This window comes from Streptomyces sp. 11-1-2, assembly GCF_003595545.1.
Classification (GTDB): domain Bacteria; phylum Actinomycetota; class Actinomycetes; order Streptomycetales; family Streptomycetaceae; genus Streptomyces; species Streptomyces hygroscopicus_B.
The window spans coordinates 3,190,971-3,211,758 of record NZ_CP022545.1; the positions used below are offsets into that span (position 1 = coordinate 3,190,971).

General features: G+C 73.9%; 16 protein-coding genes and 1 riboswitch. Of the genes, 10 read left to right on the plus strand and 6 right to left on the minus strand.

The genetic code is table 11. The features are described from left to right. Positions 1 to 346: 346 nt before the first annotated feature. From CGL27_RS13390 to CGL27_RS13405, 4 genes are all read right to left on the minus strand, one after another. Positions 347 to 1,945, minus strand: a complete 1,599-nt coding sequence (locus tag CGL27_RS13390; protein WP_119986839.1) for an ABC-F family ATP-binding cassette domain-containing protein — start codon at positions 1,943 to 1,945, stop codon at positions 347 to 349. A 232-nt stretch (positions 1,946 to 2,177) separates the two neighbouring features. Next, entirely contained in the window at positions 2,178 to 3,602 is a 1,425-nt protein-coding gene (locus tag CGL27_RS13395) for a hypothetical protein (RefSeq protein WP_205587918.1), read from the minus strand. Positions 3,603 to 3,812: 210 nt separating this feature from the next. Next, positions 3,813 to 4,940, minus strand: a complete 1,128-nt coding sequence (locus CGL27_RS13400; protein ID WP_119986843.1) for an alpha/beta fold hydrolase — start codon at positions 4,938 to 4,940, stop codon at positions 3,813 to 3,815. A gap of 115 nt (positions 4,941 to 5,055) precedes the next feature. Continuing rightward, positions 5,056 to 5,742, minus strand: a complete 687-nt coding sequence (locus tag CGL27_RS13405) for a class II aldolase/adducin family protein (RefSeq protein ID WP_205587687.1) — start codon at positions 5,740 to 5,742, stop codon at positions 5,056 to 5,058. A 350-nt stretch (positions 5,743 to 6,092) separates the two neighbouring features. Here CGL27_RS13405 and CGL27_RS13410 point away from each other — a divergent pair, with 350 nt between their 5' ends. The 10 genes from CGL27_RS13410 (at position 6,093) to cobC (ending at position 17,534) form a co-directional block, all read left to right on the plus strand. Further along, positions 6,093 to 7,373, plus strand: a complete 1,281-nt coding sequence (locus tag CGL27_RS13410) for an inorganic phosphate transporter (RefSeq protein WP_119986845.1) — start codon at positions 6,093 to 6,095, stop codon at positions 7,371 to 7,373. Positions 7,374 to 7,387: 14 nt separating this feature from the next. After that, a complete protein-coding gene (locus CGL27_RS13415; RefSeq protein ID WP_119986847.1) occupies positions 7,388 to 7,636 on the plus strand; it encodes a hypothetical protein in 249 nt (82 codons plus the stop codon). Between the two features lie 137 nt (positions 7,637 to 7,773). After that, positions 7,774 to 7,994, plus strand: a riboswitch (cobalamin riboswitch). Positions 7,995 to 8,147: 153 nt separating this feature from the next. Further along, positions 8,148 to 9,131 (plus strand): cobalamin biosynthesis protein, encoded by a 984-nt coding sequence (locus CGL27_RS13420; protein WP_119986848.1) that lies wholly within the window; start codon positions 8,148 to 8,150, stop codon positions 9,129 to 9,131. Then, complete coding sequence (locus CGL27_RS13425) at positions 9,128 to 10,756, plus strand: cobyric acid synthase (protein ID WP_119986850.1); 1,629 nt, start codon at positions 9,128 to 9,130, stop codon at positions 10,754 to 10,756. The genes CGL27_RS13420 and CGL27_RS13425 overlap by 4 nt, the downstream gene beginning before the upstream one ends. 64 nt (positions 10,757 to 10,820) lie before the next feature. Then, positions 10,821 to 12,971 (plus strand): putative cobaltochelatase, encoded by a 2,151-nt coding sequence (locus CGL27_RS13430; protein WP_119986852.1) that lies wholly within the window; start codon positions 10,821 to 10,823, stop codon positions 12,969 to 12,971. Beyond that, positions 12,971 to 13,567, plus strand: a complete 597-nt coding sequence (gene cobO / locus CGL27_RS13435) for a cob(I)yrinic acid a,c-diamide adenosyltransferase (protein ID WP_014059794.1) — start codon at positions 12,971 to 12,973, stop codon at positions 13,565 to 13,567. Before CGL27_RS13430 ends, cobO begins: the two co-directional genes overlap by 1 nt. Further along, positions 13,561 to 15,000, plus strand: a complete 1,440-nt coding sequence (locus CGL27_RS13440; protein WP_119986853.1) for a cobyrinate a,c-diamide synthase — start codon at positions 13,561 to 13,563, stop codon at positions 14,998 to 15,000. The genes cobO and CGL27_RS13440 overlap by 7 nt, the downstream gene beginning before the upstream one ends. A gap of 19 nt (positions 15,001 to 15,019) precedes the next feature. Next, positions 15,020 to 15,520, plus strand: coding sequence for a cobalamin biosynthesis protein (locus CGL27_RS13445; protein WP_119986855.1), 501 nt, complete (start codon positions 15,020 to 15,022; stop codon positions 15,518 to 15,520). A gap of 72 nt (positions 15,521 to 15,592) precedes the next feature. Then, a complete protein-coding gene (locus CGL27_RS13450; RefSeq protein WP_119986857.1) occupies positions 15,593 to 16,429 on the plus strand; it encodes a sirohydrochlorin chelatase in 837 nt (278 codons plus the stop codon). Then, positions 16,419 to 17,534, plus strand: coding sequence for an Rv2231c family pyridoxal phosphate-dependent protein CobC (cobC, locus tag CGL27_RS13455; RefSeq protein WP_240450486.1), 1,116 nt, complete (start codon positions 16,419 to 16,421; stop codon positions 17,532 to 17,534). Before CGL27_RS13450 ends, cobC begins: the two co-directional genes overlap by 11 nt. A 543-nt stretch (positions 17,535 to 18,077) precedes the next feature. Here cobC and CGL27_RS13460 read toward each other — a convergent pair. Then, a complete protein-coding gene (locus CGL27_RS13460) occupies positions 18,078 to 18,974 on the minus strand; it encodes an SCO1860 family LAETG-anchored protein (RefSeq protein ID WP_162953287.1) in 897 nt (298 codons plus the stop codon). A gap of 360 nt (positions 18,975 to 19,334) precedes the next feature. Continuing rightward, a complete protein-coding gene (locus CGL27_RS13465; protein ID WP_205587688.1) occupies positions 19,335 to 20,444 on the minus strand; it encodes an amidohydrolase family protein in 1,110 nt (369 codons plus the stop codon). Positions 20,445 to 20,788 lie beyond the last annotated feature (344 nt).

A 20,788-nucleotide genomic window follows, 5' to 3' on the forward strand; every position in this document is an offset into this window, starting at 1 on the left:
TCCTGGCCACCCATTCGGCAAGGTCTGTGGATGAAGGATTGCGGGAGATCGCGGCGCGACGGCCTTCGGAATCAAGGATTCCGGCGCTGTTCAACCTGACACTCTTTCGTGTTCATCGGCGAAGAGGCAGGTCAGGGCATACGTGAACAAGGTCGCAGAGGTCCGGACCGGCGCACGGCACGTCGCATGCGCCGGTGGCCCGCGACGCGCCGCGATACCAGCCGCTCTCACTCAGATGATGGATCACGCATAGGCCGAATGATCTATGAGAAGGGCGTCGGAGCGGAGGAACCGGACTCTTGGGGCGGCGGCCGGAACGCCGCCCCGGCGCCGCCATCGGCCCTCGTCAGGCGAGCGCGACGAGGTCCGCGTACGCCTCGCCCCACAGATCCTCGACACCGTCCGGAAGCAGAATGATCCGCTCCGGCTGCAGCGCGTCGACGGCGCCCCCGTCGTGGGTCACCAGCACCACCGCACCGGCGAAGGTGCGCAGCGCGCCGAGGATCTCCTCGCGGCTGGCCGGGTCGAGGTTGTTGGTGGGCTCGTCCAGGAGCAGCACATTGGCCGAGGAGACCACCAGGGTGGCCAGCGCGAGCCGGGTCTTCTCACCGCCGGAGAGCACTCCGGCCGGCTTGTCCACGTCGTCGCCGGAGAACAGGAACGACCCGAGCGTCTTACGGATGTCGACCAGGTCCAGATCCGGGGCGGCGGAGCGCATGTTCTCCAGGACGGTGCGGTCCGGGTCGAGCGTCTCGTGCTCCTGCGCGTAGTAGCCCAGCTTCAGCCCGTGGCCGGAGGTCACCTCGCCGGTGTCGGGCTTCTCGACCCCGGCCAGCAGCCGCAGCAGGGTCGTCTTACCGGCGCCGTTCAGCCCCAGGATGACGACCCGGGACCCCTTGTCGACGGCCAGGTCCACATCGGTGAAGATCTCCAGCGAGCCGTACGACTTCGAGAGCCCCTCCGCGGTCAGCGGGGTCTTGCCGCACGGTGCCGGGTCGGGGAAGCGGAGCTTGGCGACCTTGTCGCTCTGCCGGACGTCGTCCAGTCCGGCCAGCAGCCGCTCGGCGCGGCGGGCCATGTTCTGCGCGGCCACGGTCTTGGTCGCCTTGGCGCGCATCTTGTCGGCCTGCGAGTTGAGCGCCGCGGCCTTCTTCTCGGCGTTGGCGCGCTCGCGCTTGCGGCGCTTCTCATCCGCCTCGCGCTGGGCCTGGTAGAGCTTCCAGCCCATGTTGTAGATGTCGATCACCGAGCGGTTGGCGTCCAGGTAGAAGACCTTGTTGACGACCGTCTCGACGAGGTCGGCATCGTGGGAGATCACGATGAAGCCGCCGCTGTAGGTCTTGAGGTAGTCCCGCAGCCAGGTGATCGAGTCGGCGTCGAGGTGGTTGGTGGGCTCGTCCAGCAGCATGATGTCGGAGTCCGAGAAGAGGATCCGGGCCAGCTCGACCCGGCGCCGCTGACCGCCGGAGAGCGTATGGAGCGGCTGGCCCAGCACCCGGTCGGGCAGGCCGAGGCTGGCGGCGAAGGTCGCGGCCTCCGCCTCGGCGGCGTATCCGCCCTTGGTGAGGAACTCGGTCTCCAGGCGCTCGTACTTCTTCATCGCGCGCTCGCGGGTGGCGCCCTTGCCGTTGGCCATCCGGTCCTCGTTCTCGCGCATCTTGCGGAGCACGGAGTCGAGGTCGCGGGCCGAGAGGATGCGGTCGCGGGCGAGGACGTCGAGATCGCCGGTGCGCGGGTCCTGCGGGAGGTAGCCGACCTGACCGGAGCGGGTGATGGTGCCGGCGGTCGGGATGCCCTCACCGGCCAGGCACTTGGTGAGCGTGGTCTTGCCCGCGCCGTTACGGCCGACCAGACCGATGCGGTCGCCCTTGGCGATACGGAAGGAAGCGGACTCGATGAGGACGCGAGCGCCGGCACGCAGCTCGACGCCGGAGGCGGTGATCACGGGAATTACTCCTGGGCAGGGTGGACGGCGGACGGGACGGACGAGAGCGGCCGACGCCGTCTAATGCACGAGGAGAATTGCCATGCGGCTAGTTTAGCGGTGCGGGCAAGTCGTTTTCCCCCGGCCTTACGGCCCTCGCCGCGACCTTACGGTCTTCCCCCATGGTCTCCCGTGGCGGCCGCTCTCCTCTCCCCCTCGGCCGCTCCCCCTCGGGCCCGGCCGTGTGAACCTGTCAAGCCCCGCCCGTGTGCACCTGGAAGGCCGCCCGGCGCACCGCCTTGGCCAGGGCCGGATCGGGGTGGGCGGCGGCCAGCGCCACCAGGACCTGCACGGTGCGGGGGTGCCCCACGGCCCGTACCTCCTCCAGCAGCGCGGGCACGGTGCCCTGGACGGCGGACTCCAGGTGGCGGACGAGCAGCGGGCTCTCCCCGTGGTCGGAAATGGCCGCGGCGGTGTCCACCCACAGCCAGGTGGCCTCCTCGCGGGTGAGTGCGTCCAGCGCCTCGTCCGGGTCGGCGCCCTCGTGCTCGGCCAGCCACAGAAGCGCGTACGGCCGCAGGCACGATTCGTCGACGGCGGCCCGTACGGCGGGCTCGGCGGGCGCTCCGACGACGCGCAGCGCCTCGAAGGCGAGCCCGCGCAGCAGCGCGTCGTCGCCGCGCGCCGCCTCGATCAGCTCGGTGACGGCGCTGCCGACGGGGCGGGCGGCCAGCCAGGCCCGGTACTCGGCGCGGGCGGGGCCCGGGGTGAGGCCCGCACAGCCGCGCAGCATGTCGGCGGCGGGCTGCTCGATGTTCCCGGCCGGGCTCTGGGCGGCGACGCAGATCTGCTCCAGCTTGACCCACACCGCCCAATTGCCGAGCGCGGACAGCTCGGCCTCCCGGCTGTCGCCCTTGGCGTCGTCGGCCACGCTCCCGGCGCCCTCCGGCCCGTCTTGGGGCTCCTCCCTTACGGTGAGCGCCCCGACGGACGAGAGGGCGTCCAGGACCCAGTCGAGCAGCCCCTCCAGCGTGGCGGTGTCCTCGGCGTCGTCGGGGCTCCCCGCGCTCCCGGCGCCCCGCGCGGGCTCCTGGGGTTCCGTGGCGTCCCGGAGCTCCGTGGCGTCCTGGGGGACCTCGCACCGCTCGGTGCGCAGCTCGGCGACCCGCTGCCGGAGCATGTCCAGCAGGGCGGAGATCTGCATGGGGCCGGCCGAGAGCTGCAGCAACGAGAGCAGTTGCGGTACGGCCTCGACGACCTCCGCGACCGCCGTCGGCTCGGCCGCCGCCGGGGCGGGGCAGGCCAGGGACCATGCGTCGAGGAGCGCGACCCAGCCGCGCAGCACGGCGCTGTCGTCCCGGTCCCACGCCTGCAGCCGCCAGCCGGGGCGGGTGGTGCCCGCGTGGTGCTCGATGAGGCCGATGAGGCGGGCGCGGTCCCAGTCGCTCCGCACCTCCGGTTCGCTCAGCCCGAGCGCGGCGGCGGCGCGGGCGGCGGCCTCGTCGGACAGCGCGCCGGGAGCGCCGTGCTCGGCCGCGGCCCAGTGGGCGACCGCCACGGCCCCGGTGAGCCCCGCCCTGGCCCGCCGGGCCAGCTCCGCCGGGGGCGGAGTGCCCTCCGGCGGGCGGGGCGCCGGTCTTGAGCCGCGGTTCACCGCGGGCCGGCGGGCGGTGGCCATCGGCCGGTTGCGGACGAGTCGGAGCCGGGAGTCGCGCGGAGTACGGGACGTCACGGAAGCAGTCTCGCCGTTGACGGCCCGAAAGCCCAATCGGCACCCGTCCGGCGGTCGCCGCGAACGGTTCGCGCCATCTGACGGACGCTCGCGCCACCGCCCCGCGAACGCTTCCCGCGCCGTCTCGCAAGCGCTTCCGCGATCGCCTTACGGGCACTATAGGAGCGGTATCAGAAAGCGCCGCAGAGCCTCCTCGTACCCCTTGGGGTCCGCGTTCCACATGGCCGCGTGCGGGGCCCGCCGCACCGTGTGAAGGGTGACCAGGTCGCGTCTGCGGTCGGCGAATTCGCGCGAGGCGTGCCACGGCGCGAGGGTGTCGTCGGGGCCGTGGGCGACGAGCGTGGGCACGGACAACCGCTCGGGATCGGCCACCTCCGGAAGCACGCTGTCGTGGAGCCCGGTGCGCCCCTCGGCGGCCCGCAGGGCGAGTGGGAGCAGCGGCGCGGGGATGCCGCGGGCCGCGGCGAGGGCGCGCAGGGTGGCCTGCCAGTCGAGCACCGGGGAGTCCAGGACGAGGCCGAGGACGCGGTGGCGCAGCGCGGAGTTCGCGGCGGCGTGGAGGGCCATCGAGGCGCCGATGGACCAGCCGTGCAGCACGATTCCGGTGGCCCCGTACGCCACCGCGTAGCGGAGGGCCGCGTCCAGGTCGCGCCATTCGGTGTCGCCGAGGTGGGATATGCCGTCCTTGGGCCGGGGGGCGCCGGGGTCCCCGCGGTAGGCGAGGTCGAGCACCGGCACCCGCAACTTCCGCAGGAAGGGCATGACGACCATAGGGTGCTCACGGGTGGTGCCGAGGCCATGGGTGGTGATCACCCATGTGGAGCGTTCGCCGGGGATGAACCAGGCGGGCAGCGGGCCGAGTTCACCGGGCACGTCGACGTCGGCGTGGTCGATGCCGAGGTCGTCCCGCGGATTGCCGATGTACACCTGGGGGGTCAGCCGCACCCGGGTGCCGGGGGTGAGGTCGCCGTGGGTGACCCGCTCCAGGCGGCGCACCACGCAGTCGGCGGGGTGCGGGGCGTCCTCGATGACGGGGCCGACGACGGCGTGGCAGGAGCGGCCGGTAAGGCCGTAGACACCGGGGCGCAGCGAGGCGAGCGAGCGGGTCAGGGTGATCTGGCCGGCCGCCGTCGCGTGCACGGTGAGCGGGGGCTCGTTCGGCAGCGGACGGTCGGGGGCCGGTTTCAGCGCAGCATTGGTGGCGTACCGTCCGGCCGCCACCGCGGCCACGCCGGCACTCAGCAAGGTGGTGGCGGCCGCGACCGCCGTTGTCCGCAGACGCATCCCTCCCAGTGTGGGCGGGGAGGCGGCCCCCGGCCAGCGGGCGTACCCGGCCGGGTGACCGTACGGCCGGGGCCCGGGCGCGTGCGGTGCGGGGCCGGGCGGGTGCCCGGCGGGCTCAGCTCGGCTGGCCGTAGCCGCTGAGCTTGTCCGCGGCGCGCCGCAGCTCGTCCGGCGGGATCAGGGAGGGAGTGCGGCCGGGGACGGAGGCCGCGGTGAGCCAGACCCGGCACATCCATTCGAGCTGGGCGGTGCGGTCATACGCCTGGTCCAGGGTGGCGCCGTGGACGACGGTGCCGTGGTTGCGCAGCAGACAGCCGCTGCGGTCGCGCAGCGCCTCGATCATGGCGTCGGCCAGTTGGTCCGTTCCGTAGAGCGCGTAGGCCGCGACGCGGACCGGTCCGCCGAGGGCCGCGGTCATGTAGTGGATCGCGGGGAGCTCGTCGACGAGCGTGGAGACGGCCGTGGCGTGGACGGCGTGGGTGTGGACCACGGCCTCGGCGTCGGTCTCCCGGTAGACGGCCAGGTGCATGGGCAGCTCGCTGGTCGGCTCGAGCGTACCGAGGACCTGTTGTCCGTCGAGGTCGACGGCGACGGCGTCCCGTGGGCCGAGCCGGTCGTAAGGGACGCCGCTCGGGGTCACCAGGACGGTGTCGCCGACCCGGGCCGAGACATTGCCCGAGGTGCCGACGACCAGGCCGTCGGCGGTGGTTCTGCGGGCCGTTCTCACCACCTGCGTCCATGCCTGCCGCAGGGGATGGGTCAGCCGCGACTGCGGCTGCCGCGTGGATCGCGACTGGGTCACCTGCCCTCACCTCCGAGGCCCGATCCTCCCAGGCGTCCGGCGGCCGGGCGATGGCGGGACCGGAAGGGGCGCGCCGCTTGTCTACGACCGCGCCTCGTGGGCAGCCGCCTCCGTGTGGGTGAACGAGGGTGAACGGCGGGCGGCCGCGGGGCCGGTCCCGGGGCCTCCTCCGACGGTCCTCGATCGAGGCTCAACTCCCGTACGACATGGGAAAGTAGACTTGAATTCATCAGGCTGTAGCACTCCCGCAACCACGTCACCCTGATGCCCCACTCAGTTCATCTTCCGTTCACCCTGTTTCCTTACGTTCACCGTGCCACTAACGACCTTCGAACTGATTGACCGGGTGTATGGAACACATCACGCTTCTCATCGGGATCGTGATCGTCACGGCCTTGGTGTTCGACTTCACGAACGGCTTCCACGACACGGCTAACGCCATGGCCACCACCATCTCCACGGGAGCACTCGGTCCCAGGGTGGCGGTGGCGATGTCGGCCGTCCTCAATCTCGTCGGCGCGTTCCTCTCCGTGGAGGTGGCCAAGACCATCTCCGGCGGGATCATCGACGAGGACTCCGGTATCCGACCAGAAGTGATCTTCGCGGGGCTGGTCGGGGCGATCCTGTGGAATCTGGTGACCTGGCTCGCCGGGCTCCCCTCCAGCTCCTCGCACGCCCTGTTCGGCGGCCTGATCGGCGCCACCGTGGTCTCCGTCGGCCTGGACGGGGTCAACGGCGACGCGATCGTCATGAAGGTCCTGATCCCCGCCGTCGCCGCGCCGGTCGTGGCCGGCATCGCCACGGTGGCCGCCACCCGGCTCACCTACCGGCTCGGCCGCGACCGCTCTTCGGAGGACACCGCGAAGGGCTACCGCGCGGGGCAGATCGCCTCGGCCGCTCTGGTCTCCCTGGCCCACGGCACCAACGACGCCCAGAAGACGATGGGCGTGATCACCCTGGCGCTGGTCACCGGGGGCGTGGTGGCGCCCGACTCCGACCCGCCGCTGTGGGTCATCGTCTCGGCGGGCCTGGCCATCGCGCTCGGCACCTACCTGGGCGGCTGGCGCATCATCCGCACCATGGGCAAGGGCATCACCGACATCCAGCCGCCGCAGGGCTTCGCCGCCCAGACCGGCGCCGCGACCGTCATCCTGGCCTCCTCCCACATCGGCTTCGCGCTGTCCACCACCCAGGTCTGCTCCGGCGCCGTCATGGGTGCGGGTGTCGGCCGTAAGGGCGCGGTGGTGCGCTGGTCGACCGCCGGCCGCATGGTGCTCGCCTGGGTGCTGACCCTCCCGGCCGCGGGCCTGGTGGCGGGCGGCGCCGCGCTGCTGGCCGACCAGGGGAACGCGGGGATCACGGCGGTGGCCGTGCTCGCCGTCCTGGCCTGCGGGGCGATCTGGGCGCTGTCGCGCCGCAAGCCCGTGGACCACACCAACGTCAACGAGGTCGGCGCACACGAGCCGGTGGGCGCCGTCACGGCCGCCCTGCGGTCCGTGGCCCCGCCGCCCGCGGGTGCGAAGCTTTCCGCCCCCGAGAGCGCGGTGGAGACCGCCCCCGAGGGCGGCATCGCCGAGCGCACGCCCGAGCAGACCCCCACCCCCGCCGTCGCGAGCAGCACCACCCGCTAAGGAGCCACGGAATTATGAGCATCGACTGGGCGGCACTCGGCCAGGTCTTCGGCGTCAGCCTCGTGGTGACGGTCGGCATGGTGGGCGTCTTCACCCTGGGCATCCTCGGGACGTCCCGTAAGGCCGCGCCGGAGCAGGGCGCCGCGGCCGCCGTGTCCGGTGGCACGGTCGGCGCCTCCGCGCTCGCTCGCACCGGCGCGTACACCTGCTTCGCGCTGTGCGCCGCGGCCGTGGCGTACGGCATCTATCTGATCGTCGCCTGAGGCTTGCGTCCTCATCGACCCACCGGCCGCCGGATGGTGGCGCTGACCAGCGCCGACCGTCCGGCGGCCGCCTCGTGTGCGGCCGCGTCTGTGGGGCTCGGCACACTCGGGCGTCATGGGTCATATGCGAGTTGACGGCCATTCGCGGCCCATGGTGGACTTCCCGAGCCAAACGGCGGCAGGAGAGGAAGCCGGTGAGAATCCGGCGCGGTCCCGCCACTGTCACCGGGGAGCACTCTCCCATCGCCTGTATGGGGTCACGGCTCGACCGTACGGTTGCTTTCGTACGCGGGGCTGGAAGACCGGGAGGGGTGCGGATCCGGGAGCCAGGAGACTTTCACCGCCGGTCACGTCGAACCAGGGCGCGGACCCTGAGTGAGGACATACCGCCATGCCCGGCACGGCCACGCCGCCAGCTTCCTCTGTCCCCACTGGCTCTTCCGGCCCCTTCGGCCCACCTGGCCCCTTTGGTTACGTATCGTCGCGCCGAGGCGTGACGGCGGGCTGACGGATGTGTGCCGACCACGCCTCGTTCGCGTGCGGCGCGGCCCTCGGCTTCCTCGGTGATCTCGCCACGGGCGATCCGCGCCGCGGACATCCGGTCGCCGCCTTCGGGCGCGCCGCCGCGGCCGCCGAGCGCCGGCTGTGGCGTGACCACCGCGGTTACGGGGCCCTGCACACCGCGTTGTGCGCGGGCGGCGCGGCCGCCGGTGCCGCGCTGCTGACCCGCGCCGTACGGGCCCTCGGCGGGCGCGGTGGCGCGGAGGTCGCGCTGACCGCCGCCGCCACCTGGGCCGTGCTGGGCGGTACGACGCTGGGCCGTGAGGCACGGGCCATCGGCGGGGCCCTGGCCGCGGGGGACCTGGAGGTCGCCCGGGAGCGGCTGCCGCATCTGTGCGGGCGCGATCCGCAGGCGCTGGACGGGCCGCAGATCGCCCGCGCGGTCGTCGAATCGGTCGCCGAGAACACCTCCGACGCCGTCGTGGGCGCGCTGGTGTGGGGGGCCGTGGGCGGCGTGCCGGGGCTCATCGGCTTCCGCGCCGTCAACACCCTGGACGCCATAGTGGGCCACAAGTCGCCGCGCTACCGGCGGTTCGGCTGGGCGGCGGCCCGTCTGGACGATGTGGCCGGCTGGCCCGGTGCGCGCCTTACGGCGGCCCTGGCGACCCTCTCCGGCCCCGATCCGCGCGGTGCGCGGCGCGCCTGGCGGCGCGACGGCCGGCGCCATCCGAGCCCCAACGCGGGCCCCGTGGAGGCATCCTTCGCGGGCGCGCTCGGCGTACGGCTGGGCGGCACCCTCACGTACGGCGGCCGGGTCGAGCACCGGCCGGTGCTCAACTCCGGCGGGCGGCCGGTGGAGTCGGCCGACATCGAGCGGGCGATACGGCTGTCGCGGCGCGTCGGCGTCCTGGCGCTCGGGGTGTCCGTGGCGGCCCGGCCGGTCCTGAGGGCGTTGACGGGGCGGCCCCGGGCCGCTGAAGGGGGCGGCGGATGAGCGGGATACGCGGTAAGGGCGGCACGGACGGTTCCGGGGCGCGGGGCGGGGGACTGCTCGTCGCGGGCACGACCTCCGACGCGGGCAAGAGCATCGTGACGGCCGGGATCTGCCGATGGCTCGCCCGTAAGGGCGTCAGCGTGGCCCCCTTCAAGGCGCAGAACATGTCGCTCAACTCCTTCGTCACCCGGGAGGGGGCGGAGATCGGGCGGGCGCAGGCCATGCAGGCCGCCGCCGCGCGCGTCGAGCCGAGCGCGCTGATGAACCCGGTCCTGTTGAAGCCGGGCAGCGACCGCAGCAGCCAAGTGGTGCTGCTGGGCAAGCCGGTGGGCGAGCTGAGCGCGCGCGGGTACTTCGGGCGGTCGGGGCCCGCGGCGCACCCGCCGTCGGGCGCGGCCTCCCCCGGGCGGACGCGGCCCTCGGGGCGGGAGGCGCTGCTGGGGACCGTCACGGAGTGCCTGGAGGAGCTGCGGCGCACCCATGACGCGGTGATCTGCGAGGGCGCGGGCAGTCCGGCCGAGATCAATCTGCGCCGCACCGACATCGTCAACATGGGGCTGGCGCGCGCCGCCGGGCTTCCGGTCGTGGTGGTCGGGGACATCGACCGCGGTGGCGTCTTCGCGTCCTTCTTCGGCACCACCGCGCTGCTGTCGGCGGCGGACCAACGGCATGTGTCCGCCTATCTGGTGAACAAGTTCCGCGGCGATGTGAGCCTTCTGGAGCCCGGTCTGGAGATGCTGCGCGACCTCACCGGGCGCCCGACCGTCGGTGTGCTCCCGTTCGCCCACGGGCTGGGGATCGACGAGGAGGACGGGCTGCGGGTGTCGCTGCGCGGCACGGTGCGGGAGAGCGTCGTGGCGCCCCCTTACGGCGCGGACGTCCTGCGGATCGCGGTGGCCGCCGTGCCGCTGATGTCCAACTTCACGGACGTGGACGCGCTGGCGGCCGAACCGGGCGTGGTCGTGCGGTTCGTGGACCGGCCCGAGGAGCTGGCCGACGCCGATCTGGTGGTGCTGCCGGGCACCCGGGGCACCGTAAGGGCGCTGGAGTGGCTGCGTGAGCGCGGGCTCGCCGACGCGATCGCCCGGCGGGCCGCCGAGGGCCGTCCGGTGCTGGGCGTCTGCGGCGGCTTCCAGGTGCTCGGGGAGCGCATCGAGGATGAGGTCGAGTCGAAGGCCGGGACGGTCGCCGGGCTCGGGCTGCTGCCGGTGCGGGTGCGGTTCGCGGCGGAGAAGACCCTGGCCCGGCCGGTGGGCGAGGCCCTCGGTGAGCGGGTGGAGGGCTACGAGATCCACCACGGGGTCGCCGAGCTGCTCGACGGGGCCGAGGAGCCCTTCCTGGACGGCTGCCGGGTGGGCTCGGTGTGGGGCACGCACTGGCACGGCTCGCTGGAGAGCGACGGCTTCCGGCGGGCGTTCCTGCGCCGGGTGGCCGCCGCGGCGGGCCGGGCGTTCGTACCGGCGCCGGACACCCGCTTCGGCGAGCTGCGCGAGGAGCAACTCGACCGGCTCGGCGACCTGATCGAGGAGCACGCCGACACCGACGCACTGCTGCGGCTCATCGAGAAGGGCGTCCCGGAGGGGCTGCCATTCGTCCCTCCGGGGGCGCCAGCAGGGACGTCGTGATGAACCCCGACACCCACACCGACACCGGACCGGGACGCCCACGCACACCAGGAGGTACCGCCGCGTGACCACCACCTACCCCTTCAGCGCGATCGTCGGCATGGACGGTCTGCGGCTCGCCCTGCTCCTCAACGCCGTCTCCCCCGCCGTGGGCGGCGTTCTGGTGCGCGGGGAGAAGGGCACGGCCAAGAGCACCGCCGTAAGAGCGATCGCGGCGCTGCTGCCCGCGGTCGACGTGGTGGCCGGGTGCCGGTTCTCCTGCGATCCGGCCGCGCCCGACCCGTCCTGCCCGGACGGCCCTCATGAGCCGGACACCGGCGAGGCGCGTCCCGCGCGGATGGTCGAACTGCCCGTGGGCGCCTCCGAGGACCGCCTGGTCGGCGCCCTCGACATCGAGCGGGCGCTGTCGGACGGGGTGAAGGCGTTCGAGCCCGGACTGCTCGCGGACGCCCACCGCGGGGTGCTCTACGTCGACGAGGTCAACCTGCTCCACGACCATCTGATCGACCTGCTGCTCGACGCGGCCGCCATGGGCGCCTCCTACGTGGAGCGCGAGGGGGTGTCCGTACGGCATGCGGCGCGCTTCCTGCTGGTGGGCACCATGAACCCGGAAGAGGGCGAGCTGCGGCCGCAGTTGCTGGACCGCTTCGGTCTCACAGTGGAGGTCGCGGCGTCCCGGGACACCGATGAGCGGGTCGAGGTGGTGCGGCGGCGGCTGGCGTACGACGAGGACCCCGAGGGGTTCGCGGCGCGCTGGGCGGCGGACGAGGACGCCCTGCGGGAGCGCATCGCGGCGGCGCGCGCCCTGCTGCCGCGGGTGGGGCTGGGCGATCGCGCGCTGCGGCAGATCGCGGCGGTGTGCGCCGGGTTCGAGGTGGACGGGATGCGCGCGGACATCGTGACGGCCCGTACGGCGACCGCGCTGGCCGCCTGGGCGGACCGCACCGATGTGCGGACCGAGGACGTACGGGGGGCGGCGCTGCTGTCGCTCCCCCACCGCCGGCGGCGGGCTCCGTTCGACGCGCCGGGGCTCGACGAGGACAAACTCGACGAGATCCTCCGGCAGTTCGAGGAGGACGAGCCGGAGCCGGAGCCGGACCCGGACCCGGAGGGCCCCGACAGCCCGGACGACGGGCCGGACGGCCCGGGCGGCCCCGAGAACCCCGGAGGCGGGCCCCAGAAGGACACGGGCGACGGGGCCGGGGAGCAGGCGCCGCCCGCCGCGCCCGAGCCGTCCGTCCCCGACCAGCGCACCGGTGAGCACGAGACGGCCGACCGCGAGACCGACTCCGCCCGGGCCGATGGCGACGACGGGGCGGCGGAAGCGGACGAAGGTACCGGCGGAGCCGGCGGTGAGCGGGCGGCCGTGGGCGCCGCCGAGCCGTTCCGCACCCGGCGGCTCGACGTCCCCGGTCTGGGCGAGGGCGCGGCCGGGCGTCGGTCGCGCGCCCGCAGCGCGCACGGCCGCACCACCGGGGCGCGCCGCCCGCGGGGGACGCTCTCCGCGCTGCATCTGACGGCGACCGTCCGGGCGGCCGCCCCGCATCAGCGGGCGCGCGGGCGGCGCGGTCCCGGGCTCCTGGTGCGCCGGGACGATCTGCGCGAGGCGGTGCGCGAGGGCCGGGAGGGCAATCTCGTGCTGTTCGTGGTGGACGCGTCGGGCTCGATGGCCGCGCGGACACGGATGAGCGCGATCAAGGGCGCGGTGCTGTCACTGCTGCTGGACGCCTACCAGCGGCGGGACAAGGTCGGGCTGATCACCTTCCGGGGCGCGGACGCCGAGCTGGCGCTGCCGCCCACCTCGTCGGTGGACGCGGCGGCCGTGCGGCTGGAGCGGCTGCCGACCGGCGGCCGTACGCCGCTGGCGGCCGGGCTGTTGAAGGCCCGGGAGGTGCTGCGGGTGGAGCGGCTGCGGGATCCCTCACGCCGTCCGCTGCTGGTCGTGGTGACCGACGGACGGGCCACGGAGGCGAAGCGGGCCGGCGGGCCCACGCCGGTCGAGCGGGCCGGGCGCGCGGCGCGGATGCTCGCGGGCGACGGGGTCGCCTCGGTGGTCGTGGACTGCGAGTCGGGGCCGGTGCGGCTGGGGCTGGCGGGCGCGCTCGCCCGCGAACTGCGGGCCACGCCGGTGACGCTCGACGAGCTGCGCGCGGACAGCGTGACCGCGCTGGTGCGCGATGTACGAACCGTATCGAACCCTCGGAGGGCCGCCTGATGCCGCAAGGACAACCGACCGTCGTCCCGGACGACGGGCTGACCACCCGCCAGCGCCGCAACCGTCCGCTCGTGTTCGTCCACACCGGTCAGGGCAAGGGCAAGTCGACCGCGGCGTTCGGGCTGGCGCTGCGGGCATGGAACCAAAACTGGCCGGTCGGTGTATTCCAATTTGTAAAGTCCGCGAAATGGCGGGTCGGTGAGGAGCGTGCGCTGCGCGTCCTCGGCGACTCGGGCGAAGGGGGGACCGTCGCATGGCACAAGATGGGCGAGGGCTGGTCGTGGGTCCAGCGCGACATGGCTTCCAGCGAGGAGGCCGCACGCGAGGGCTGGGAGCAGGTCAAGCGCGATCTCGCGGCGGAGACATACCGGCTCTATGTGCTGGACGAATTCGCGTATCCGATGCACTGGGGCTGGGTGGACCCCGACGAGGTGGTGTCGGTGCTGCGGGACCGGCCCGGGACGCAGCACGTCGTCATCACGGGGCGTAACGCACCGGCGCAGCTGGTGGACTTCGCCGACCTGGTCACCGACATGTCCAAGGTCAAGCATCCGATGGACACCGGTCAGAAGGGCCAGCGAGGCATCGAGTGGTGAGTGTCCCGCGTCTGGTGATCGCGGCGCCCGCCTCCGGCAGCGGGAAGACGACGGTCACCGCGGGGCTCATGGCCGCCTTCGCGGAGCGCGGTCTGGACGTGTCCCCGCACAAGGTCGGCCCGGACTACATCGACCCTGGCTATCACGCGCTCGCGATCTCCTCGGCCGCCTCCTCGGCCGGGCGGTCCCGGGCCGGGGGCGCGCGCCCGGGCCGGAATCTGGACGCCTATCTGTGCGGCCCGCAGCGGATCGCCCCGCTGTTCCTGCATGGGGCGGCGGGCTGCGATCTGGCCCTGGTCGAAGGGGTGATGGGGCTGTTCGACGGGGCGGCCGGGCAGGGCGAGCTGGCCTCGACGGCGCATGTGGCCAAGCTGCTGCGGGCGCCGGTGGTGCTGGTCGTGGACGCGTCGTCGCAGTCGCGGTCGGCGGCCGCCCTGGTGCATGGCTTCGCGTCCTGGGACCCCGAGGTTCGGGTCGCGGGGGTGATCCTCAACAAGGTCGGTTCGGACCGCCACGAGACGATGCTGCGCGAGGCGCTGGAGGGGTGCGGAGTGCCGGTGTTCGGCGCGCTGCGCCGGACGCGGGAGGTGCGGGCGCCGAGCCGCCACCTGGGTCTGGTGCCGGTGGCCGAGCGCCAGGCGGAGGCGGTCGATTCGGCGGCCGCGCTGGCCGCTCGGGTGCGGGAGGGCTGCGACCTCGACGGGCTGCTGGCGCTTGCGCGCAGCGCACCGCCCCTGTCCGAGCCGGTCTGGGATCCGGAGGAGGAGATGCGCCGTGCGGTGGAGGCCGTCCCCGGTGCCGGGGGCCGGGGAGGGCGCGCGGCGCGGCCGGTGGTCGCCCTGGCCGGCGGGGCCGCGTTCACCTTCTCGTACGCGGAGCACACCGAGCTGCTCACGGCGGCCGGGGCGCGGGTCGTCCCCTTCGATCCGCTGCGGGACGAGCACCTCCCGGAAGGCACCGGCGGTCTGGTGATCGGCGGCGGGTTCCCGGAGGTCTACGCCCCCGAGCTGTCCGCGAACGAGCCGCTCCGGGCAGCCGTCGCGAAGCTCGCCGCGTCCGGCGCGCCCATCGCCGCCGAATGTGCCGGACTGCTGTATCTGGCGCACTCGCTGGACGGAGAGCCGATGTGCGGGGTGCTGGCTGCCGAGGCACGGATGTCGGAACGTCTGACGCTGGGCTACCGTGAGGCCGTGGCCATCTCCGACACCGCACTCGCCGCCGCGGGGACGCGGGTGCGCGGCCATGAGTTCCATCGCACGACCATTGTGCCCGGAGCGGGGGCGGAGCCCGCTTGGGGGCTCGTCCACCCGGAGCGTCGTACCGAAGGGTTCGCACACGGAAATGTGCATGCCTCCTATTTGCATGTGCACTGGGCCTCGGTGCCAGGGGCGGCGGCCCGGTTCGCCGACAGATGTGTGTCCCCTGCCGGTTGAGCCGAGGCGGTGAGCTGGCGTGGAGGTCATCGGCCGGGGCACAGCGTGTCCCCTGCCCGGGGCACCGCTTGTCGTCGGAGTCGGGGCCAGCCGGGGTGTGTCCGTCGGCGAGGTGATCGGGCTGGTGGAGACGACCCTGGCGGAGGCGGGCCTTTCACCGCGCGGCATGGCCGAGTTGGCGACCGTGGAGGCCAAGGCCGGGGAGGCCGGGCTGCTGACGGCGGCCGAGCGGCTGGGGGTGCCGCTGTGCGGATACCCGGCGGCGGCGCTGGCCGCGGTGGAGGTGCCGAACCCGTCCGCGGCGGCGCTCACCGCCGTGGGCACGGCCGGGGTCGCCGAGGCGGCCGCGCTGCTGGCCGCCGGACCTGGCGGCGAACTCCTGGTCGCCAAGCGGAAGTCCGCGCCGCACGGCCGCCCCGGGATGGCCACCTGCGCCGTCGCTCGCCGCCCAACGGCGGACAAATCCGGGCAGGGCGGGCAGCGAAGACCTGCCGTCGACCGTCCCGACGCAGGTCAGTAACGTCTCGGGGCGGAACAGCCCGCCGCCCCCTGCTGACCGTGACACCCGCACCACCTGCACCAAGGAGACCTCGTGACGACCCCGCCCGCCCTGCTCCTCGCAGGCATCGGCACGCGAGACGAAAGGCATGCCACCGCCTTTCACGCATTCGTAAGGGAGTTGGCCGCACGCCACCCGGATCTGCCCGTGGCGGGTGGCCTCACCGGACCGGGCAGCCACCCGCTGTCCGATGCGGTCACCCGGCTCGTCGGCGAGGGAGTGAACCGCTTCGCGGTCGTCCCGCTGACGCTGATCCCGGCGGCTCCCCCGAGAGACGGTATCGCCGCCGCGCTGGCCCAGGAGGCGGAGCGGCATGCCGATGCCTCGTTCGCCTCCGCCCGGCCGCTCGGCCCGCACCCCACGCTGCTGAGCGTGCTGGAGCGGCGGCTCGACGAGGCGCTGGGCAACCGGCCCCGGCTGCCCTCGGACCGCGCGGAGACCACCGTGCTGCTGGTGGGCGACGGTTCGCCGCTCCCCGAGGCCAACGCCGAGGTGCACCGTGCCGCCCGGCTGCTGTGGGAGGGCCGTGGCTTCGCGGGCGTCGAGGTGGCCTTCTCCTCGCTCGCCGCGCCGGATGTCGCCTCGGGCCTCGACCGCTGCGCCAAGCTGGGGGCCACTCGGGTCGTGGTACTGCCGTACTTCCTGTTCGCCGGTGACACCCTGGAGCGGGTGCGGCAGCAGGCGGAGGGCTGGGGGCTCGCCTACCCCGAGGTCGAGGTGGTCTCCGCCGATGTCATCGGCCCGGCGAAGGAGTTGGCCGACCTCGTCATGGAGCGCTATGAGGAGGTGGCCGACACCGCCGGGCGCGCCGGGTTCGGCGATGAGGCCCATGCCTTCGCGCATCCCGATACCCACGCCGATGTCCACTGATCCATCGGCGGGCCTGCCCACGAGCGGGTCCGCCGCCCCGGCCGCCGATGGCGTCTCCGCCGGGTTCGATCTGCGGCATCACGGGGACGCGGAGGTGCGGGGGGCCGATGCCGACCTGACGGACCTCGCGGTCAATGTCCGGGCCGGTACGCCTCCGGACTGGCTCAAGGCCCGTATCGCCGCCTCCCTCGACGGGCTGGCCGCCTATCCGGACGGGCGGGCGGCGCGGGAGGCGGTCGCCGCGTGCCATGGGCTTCCGGTCGGCCGGGTACTGCTGACGGCGGGCGCCGCGGAGGCGTTCGTCCTGCTCGCCCGTGCCATCGCGGCCCAACGGCCGGTGGTGGTGCATCCGCAGTTCACCGAACCGGAGGCGGCGCTGCGGGACGCGGGGCACACCGTCGAGCGTGTGATCCTCGATGAGCGCAACGGCTTCCGGCTGGCCCCGGACGCGGTGCCGGAGGACGCCGATCTGGTGGTGATCGGAAACCCCACCAACCCCACATCCGTGCTGCACCCGGCCAATGCCCTGGCCGGTCTCGCCCGGCCGGGACGGACGCTGGTGGTGGACGAGGCATTCATGGACGCCGTCCCGGGCGAGCGCGAGTCGCTGGCGGCCCGCACCGATGTGCCGGGGCTCGTGGTGCTGCGCAGCCTCACCAAGACCTGGGGTCTGGCGGGGCTGCGGATCGGCTATGTGCTGGCGGAACCGGACACCGTCACGGCGCTGGAGCGGGTCCAGCCCCTGTGGCCGGTGTCCAGCCCGGCCCTGACGGCGGCCGAGGCGTGCTGCGCCCCGCCCGCCCTCGCCGAGGCCGCGCGGGCCGCCGACCGTACGGCCGCCGACCGGGCCCATCTGGCCGACCGGCTGGCCGAGTTGACGACAGTGCGGGTGTGCGGCCCGGCGGCCGGGCCCTTTCTGCTGATCCATCTGCCGGGCGCGGCGGCGATCCGCACCCGGCTGCGCGAGCTGGGCTTCGCCGTCCGCCGCGGTGACACGTTCCCGGGCCTCGGCCCGGACTGGCTCCGGATCGCCGTCCGCGACCGCGCCACGACGGACCACTTCGTCATCGCCCTGGCGAAGGCCATCGCCGAATCGGACGCCTGAACGCGCTGTCTGACGGTGCCACCTGCACGCGCCGCCAGAACCGCGCACCGCGCTGCCTGACCATGCCGCCAGACCGTGCACCGCACGGAGCGGTGTGCGGTCACGTACGGCTTGCCCGAGCCCCGTGACCCGGCTCGGCGCCAGCGCCCGGGCGAATGTCGTGCCCCGGTCCGCGGCCGGACCCAACGCCCGAGCCCGAGCCGCGGCCCAGCACCGGTGCCCCGACCCGTAGGCCCCGCCCCGGCCCAGCACCGGAGCCCCGACCCGCAGGCCCCGCCCCGACCCGGCACCCGCGGCCCGGCCCAACGCCCAAGCCCAGGCCCAACACCGGAGCCCCGACCCGTGGGCCCCGCCCCGACCCGGCACCCGCAACCAGGCCCAATGCCCGTACCCAACATCCGCCGCCGGACCCAATGCCGCACCCTCGGGCACCCGCCCCCAGGCCCGGTACCCGAGCCGTTGGGCACGGCACGGGCACCGGACCCAACGGGCCAGGACAGGACATCCGTCAGGCGCCAGGCATCAGGCGCCGGCCGCCAAGCGTCAGCCGGCGTCGCCGCTGGCGCCGGCGCGCCGGCGGCGGGCCAGGATGACGGCCCCGCCGCCCACGGCGAGCAGCAGTGCGCCGCCACCCACCAGATACGGCGTGGCCGAGCTGCCACCGGTCTCGGCCAGGTGCTCCGGCTTCGGCTCGGGCGTGGTCTGCGGGCCCACGCTCGGGCTGGGCTGGACCGCCGCGGCGACGGGCGCCTCGCAGGTCGCCCGGGCGAGGGTGACCTGACCCTCGACCTCGGAGACGTTGAGCTTGAGCGGGTTCACGGAGACCTTCAGGTTGAGGGCCGTGGCCGCCGCCGTGCGCGAGGTGGTGGCCGTCCGTGACAGATCGAGCCGGACCTGGCCGAGCGTCGGCACATCCACGGTGGTGGTGCCGCTCGTGCTCAGAGTGACCTTCCTGCCGAGCACGCTGACGCTGCCGAGCAGGTTGGACTGGGCGGTCGGCCGCTTCCCGGCGGCGCACACCGCCTTCGAGGTCACCTGCTCGACCGAGATCAGCGGCACCCCGGCCAGACCCGGCACATGGACCTTGGCGTTGACGAGGTTGGAGTACCCCTCGGCGCGCTGCTTGTCCGCGGCGGCCCGGGCGGTGGCCACATCGGCCCGCAGCACACTGAACGGCCGGCCCCCGTCCACGCCGTCCAGGGTCGCGGTGAGCGCCGTCTTGCTGGCCGTCGCGGGTGCGTGCACCTCGTTCAGCACCACCGAGAGCGGAGCCGTGACGGTCTTGTTGAGCAGGGAGACATCGAGATCGGTGCGGAGTACGGCCGCACCCGCCTTACCGGTGGTGGCACCGGTGTCGGCCTGCGCGGTCGCCGCGGGCAGCAGGCCCAGGACGGAGACCGCGGCAGCGGCAGTGGCGGCCGCCAGACGGCGGGTGGGCATGCCGAAGTAGGTGTTACGGGAACAGGACACGTGAGTTGACCCCCACAGGAGACATGGAGCCGCCGGCGCCTGCCGCGGGGGACTCCACGGGCGCCGACGGCCTCGACCACGCCATATTTGCGCACTGTGGGTAAACAGGCAGACACATGATGTCCGTTCATCCCAAAGGGTGTGGTTCGCCGCCGCGTTCGAGCCGCGTTCCCTTCAGGAGCCCCCTCAGGACCCCCTGCCCCACCCGTCCCCGGGCCCAGTCAGCCTGCGCCCCGAGCCCCGTCGGCCTGCGCCCCGAGCCCCGTCGGCCTGCGCCCCGAGCCCCGTCGGCCTGCGCCCCGTGCCCTGTCAGCCCGTCCCCGCGCCCCGTCAGCCGACCACGCGGCCTCGCAGCACCACCCGCCGCGGCGTCGTCAGCACCCGCACATCGGCGCGCGGATCCGCGTCGTAGACGACGAGATCGGCGGAGGCCCCCTCGGTGAGCCCCGGCCGTCCGAGCCAGGTCCGTGCCCCCCAGGTCGCCGCCGAGAGCGCGTCCCGCGCCGGGATGCCCGCCTTCACCAGCTCGGCCACCTCCTGCCCGACCAGCCCATGGGCCAGGCCGCCGCCCGCGTCGGTGCCGGTGTAGATCGGGATGCCCGCGTCGTAGGCCGCCCGCACCGTCTCGTACCGGCGCGCGTGCAGTCGCCGCATATGGTCGGCCCAGCGCGGGAACCTCACCTCGCCGCCCAGCGCCAGCCGGGGGAACGTGGCGATGTTGACCAGCGTCGGGACGATCGCCACGCCCCGCTCGGCGAACAGCGGGATGGTCTCCTCGGTGAGCCCGGTGGCGTGCTCGATGCAGTCGATCCCCGCCTCGACCAGCGGCGCGAGGCTCTCCTCGGCGAAACAGTGCGCCGTGACCCGCGCGCCCAGCCGGTGCGCCTCCGCGATGGCCGCCTCGACCGCGCCAGCCGGCCAGCAGGCGCCCAGGTCGCCGGTCTCCCGGTCGATCCAGTCGCCGACCAGCTTGACCCAGCCGTCGCCGCGCCGCGCCTCCGCGGCCACGTAGGCGACCAGGTCCTCCGGCTCGATCTCATGCGCGTAGTTGCGGATGTACCGCTTGGTGCGGGCGATATGGCGGCCGGCCCGGATGATGCGGGGCAGATCCTCGCGGTCGTCGATCCAGCGGGTGTCGGCCGGCGATCCGGCATCCCGCAGCAGCAACGCCCCGGCGTCGCGGTCGGTCAGCGCCTGTTTCTCGCTCGTCGAATCATCCACCGCCCCATGGGCGTCGAGTCCGACATGGCAGTGGGCGTCGACGAGACCGGGCAGCACCCAGCCCTCGACCAACCGGATGTCCCTGGCCCCGGCCGGCCGCTCGAACGTGATCCTGCCGTCGACCACCCACAGCTCGTCCCGGACGTCCCCGGCAGCGTCGCCGGTGTCCGGTCCGACCAGGACCCGGCCCTTGATGTGGAGCACCGCGCTATCCCTCATGCAACGCACTGTACGAGACCGGGGCAGGGCGTTGACCGGCCAATTCCCAGGAGCTGGAACGGCGCCACTCGAACAACATGCGCAGCGCTGCTACGCTCACGCAACCCACCGGAGGAGCGGCAGTGAGGAGGTCCTCGTGAACGCTCCCGCCGATGACGCGGCCGCCGCGGGCACCGCGCGAGCGCCCGGCGCACCGGAGGACCCCGCTGGCTTATCGGCCGGCGCCCGGACCCGCCCGCACACCGGCCCACAGACGGACTTACAGGCCCAGGCCGCCGCACAGACCGACCCGCAGGCCCACCCCACCGACCCACAGGCCGAATTCCGGGACTTCTTCGAGCGGC